Raw genomic sequence first — 3,758 nt, forward strand, 5'->3', positions numbered from 1 at the left:
CCGGTCTGGGCGATGGCGCGGATGGTCTCGAACCGCACCCCGCCCGAGGCCTCCAGCGGGATGCGCCCGGCCACGGTCTCCACCGCCCGGCGCATGGTCGGCACCGGCATGTTGTCCAGCATGATGACGTCGGCGCCGGCCAGCACCGCCTCATCCACCTGCTCCAGCGAGTCGCACTCGACTTCGATCTTGGTCAGCATCGGCAGGTTGCGGCGCGCCCGCTTGACCGCGGCGGCGATGCTGCCGCAGACGGCGATGTGGTTGTCCTTGATCATCACCCCGTTGTCGAGGCCGAGGCGGTGGTTGAGGCCGCCGCCGCAGACCGTCGCGTGCTTCTCCAGCATGCGCAGGCCCGGCGTGGTCTTGCGGGTGTCGAGCAGCCGGGCCCCGGTGCCCGCGATCTCGGCCACGAACCGCGCCGTCTCGGTGGCGATGCCCGACAGGCGCTGGGTGATGTTCAGGGCAGTGCGCTCGGCCGTCAGGATCGCCTGGGCCGGGCCGCTGACGTCCAGCAGCACCTGCCCGGCCGCGACCCGGTCGCCGTCCTTGACCCGTACGGTGACGGCGCAGCGCGGGTCATAGCGGCGGAAGATTTCGGCGGCGACCTCGATACCCGACACGATCATCGGCTCGCGGGCATTCATGACGAATGCGCCGGTCTCCTCCGGCTCGATCATGACCTGCACGGTCAGGTCGCAATAGCCGATGTCCTCCTGCAGCCAGAGGTCGATCAGGCGGGTGGTCGCGTAGCGATCGTACATGGCATGAGCCTCCGCATGCGAGTTCGACCGCCGCGCGGCCGCTCGTTCTTGAGAATGCTTTTATATGTACACAAACGATAACCACGGCGGATCTGATCTGTCAAAGGGAAAGATCAGGCAATCGCTGTCACAAATATGGGCAACTAGACGTCTTCACGATACGGCGTTATTTCTCCGCCTGAGAATATCTTGTTCAGTAGATCTTTGCTTGAAAGGGATATCGGCCGACCCTCTCGCCTTGGCATTATTTCTCGGACTGAGAATTTCGGGGCGACAGCTGTGTGCTCGTGCTGCAACGCTCCCCCGTCATGCTCCTCGCGAGACGACTGGCTCGGTCATCCGTTCCAGATTGGACTCCGGGGCGGCTCCGATGACCCATGGGCAGGCGTAATAGTCTTCGATGCGGTCGATGAAGCCGCCGGCGACATGGACGCGAACCGGCCACGCGATCTGCCACTGGTCGCCGCGCTGGAAAAGCACGAGCAGGACAGGCTCTCCGTCGATCGCCCCGAACTCCATGGTCCACGGGTCCGGATTCCGCTCGTATTCGCCGAAATAGGGAGAGTTTCTGAGCAAGCCGTCGAAGCAGTCGGCGACCCGCAGCTGGGCATCGGCGCTGGTGAGGCCCCGCACGCCATCCCAGTCATGGCGGTTGAACAGGTCGACATAGCGCTGCAACAGCCGCGCGGTATCGGGATCAAGCGGACGGCCCGGTTCGCCGGGAGGGTCCGCGGGCAGGTCGGCAAGCTTCGCCCGGCCACGGGAGAGTGCGGATTTGACGCCGCCAACCGTCGAATCCACGAGCTCCGCGGTCTCTTCCAGCGAATAGTCGAACACATCCTTCAGCAGGACGCAGGCGCGCTCCTTCGGCGGCAGGTGGCCGACCAGCCGTTCGATGGCGTACCGGGCATCGATCGCCGCCGGCTCTGCAGCGACGATGCCGATGGCGTCCGCATAGGCGCCTTCCGCACCCTCGCGCGCATCGCGCCGCCTCAAAAAGTCGATGCAGCGATTGTGCGCGATGCGAAACAGCCAGGGTTTCAGCCTGCGGGCGTCGTCGAGGGTCTCGATCTTCGTGTAGGCCTCGAACAGCGTCTCCTGCATGAGATCCTCGCCGTCGAGCCGCGAGCCGGTCATGCGGGCGCAGTAGCGATGCAGCTGGGCGCGGGCGTTCGACACCGTCTCGAGGAAGGCTCGATACCGCGCATCGAATAGACCGATCGGTCGTTCAGGCATGTCCCTCACCTGTCACATCTTAGCGACCAGGCCGAGCTTGAGGCGAACCCATTGGGCAAGCCGCCCGATCGCGTCGTCGGCTTCGGGGGCGCGGCCCGCCATCATCTGGAACGAGTGCAGCATCTCCGGAAACACCTCCAGGCGCACCTCGACGCCGGCGGCTTTCGCACGGTCGGCGAGAACCCGGCTGTCGTCGAGCAGGGTTTCGTCTTCGCCCGCCTGCAGATAGATCGGCGGCAGGCCCTTGAGATCGGCAAAGATCGGGCTGGCGAGGGGATGCCTGGCATCAGCCCCGCCGAGGACCTGCGCTGCCAGCATGTCGACGGTCGCCTTCTGGAAGAAGACGTCCTTCTCGCGGTTGGCTTCGTAAGAAGGCCCGCTCGCCGACAGATCATGCCAGCCGGAGATGCTGAGGATTGCGGCCGGCAACGAACGACCCGCATCTCGGAGCTTCAGCGCGGCCGCAACGATCAGGCCCGCGCCGGCGGAATCGCCTGCACCGATCGTGTGTTCCGGCCGGATACCCTGTTCGGCCAGCCACGCGAACGCGGTCACGGCCTGCTCGATCTGGCGCGGGAACTTGCTCTGGAACGCGTAGTCGTAGGTGGCGAGCAAAGCGTGACAACCGATCGCCTTGGCGAGATGTCCGACCAGCTTGCGATGGGTCCAGATCGATCCGCCGACATAGCCGCCGCCGTGCAGGTACAGCATGACCCGGTCTTTGGCCGCCAGCTTCGGCTGAACCCACAGCGCGGTCTTGTCGCCGAATTCCGTCTCGACATAATCGACGCCGCCCGGTTCTGCCGTCAGGACAGACCATTCGGAGGCTTCGGGCGGCAATTCCCGACCAGTGTTCCACGCCTCCGCCAGCGTTTCGAAGTGGATCTTGTTCGCCAGGCTCTGCCTGCTCGCCATTGTCACGCTCCCATCCGTTGACGAGGGCGATGCCGGGGACGGCCGCCCATCACCAGCTAAGACGGACGAGGCCGGCGAAAGGATACGCCGCCGGCAGATGGACGTCTCATGGGAGCAGGGGACGACGGGCCTGCGCCGCAAAGCACAGGCCCGCGTCTGTAGCGCCTCGGTCAGGCCACGGAGTCGCGTTCCGGCACCGGCTCGCCGCGTGCGACATGGGCGATGTTGCCGAACATCTGGTTGACGGCCTTCTCGAAATTGTCGGCCGCGATCGCCGCCAGATGCGGCGTCACCACCAGATTGTCGAGGCCGAGCAGCGGGCTGTCCGACGGCAGGGGCTCGATCTCGAACACGTCCATGGCGGCGGCATGGATCTCGCGCGCCTTCAGCGCCTCGATCAGGTCTGATTCCACCACCACGCCGCCGCGCGCGACATTGACCAGCACGGCGGTCGGCTTCATCGCCCGGATCGCGGCCCGGTCGATCAGCCCTGATGTCTCCGGCGTCAGCGGGCAGTTCAGCGTGATCACGTCGGACTGGGCCAGGATCTCCGGCACGGTGGCGAAGCGGGCGCCCAGCGTTGCTTCCTCGGCCGCCGGCAGGGGCGTGCGCTTGGAATAGAGGATGGTGCAGCCGAAGCCCTTCAGCAGCCGGGCGAAAGCCTGGCCGATGGCGCCGAAACCGATGATGCCGACGGTCTTGCCCGACAGCATGAAGGTCGGCGTCGACATGGCCGTGGCGGTGCGCCAGCGGCCCTGCTTCAGTTCGGCATGGCCCAAGGCGATGCAGCGCAGCGCCGCCAGGGTCAGGCCCAGCGTGAATTCCGCGACCGGCACGGCGTTGCTG

At 66.1% G+C, this 3,758-nt stretch carries 4 protein-coding genes; all 4 read right to left on the reverse strand.

Annotated elements, in window-relative coordinates; genetic code table 11:
- The coding region (gene nadC, locus AC3XYG_RS02575) for a carboxylating nicotinate-nucleotide diphosphorylase (protein WP_489138244.1) at nucleotides 1-761 on the reverse strand (761 nt) is incomplete at its 3' end.
- A gap of 306 nt (nucleotides 762-1,067) precedes the next feature.
- The gene (locus AC3XYG_RS02580; protein WP_489138245.1) at nucleotides 1,068-1,997 is read right to left on the reverse strand and encodes a sigma-70 family RNA polymerase sigma factor; all 930 of its coding nucleotides are present in this window, start codon (nucleotides 1,995-1,997) and stop codon (nucleotides 1,068-1,070) included.
- Nucleotides 1,998-2,009: 12 nt separating this feature from the next.
- Nucleotides 2,010-2,912: an alpha/beta hydrolase gene (locus tag AC3XYG_RS02585; protein ID WP_489138246.1), complete on the reverse strand. Its 903-nt coding sequence runs from the start codon at nucleotides 2,910-2,912 to the stop codon at nucleotides 2,010-2,012.
- Between the two features lie 170 nt (nucleotides 2,913-3,082).
- Nucleotides 3,083-3,758: 2-hydroxyacid dehydrogenase (locus AC3XYG_RS02590; RefSeq protein ID WP_489138247.1), on the reverse strand; the 676-nt coding region annotated here is incomplete at its 5' end.

The organism is Inquilinus sp. (assembly GCF_057815775.1).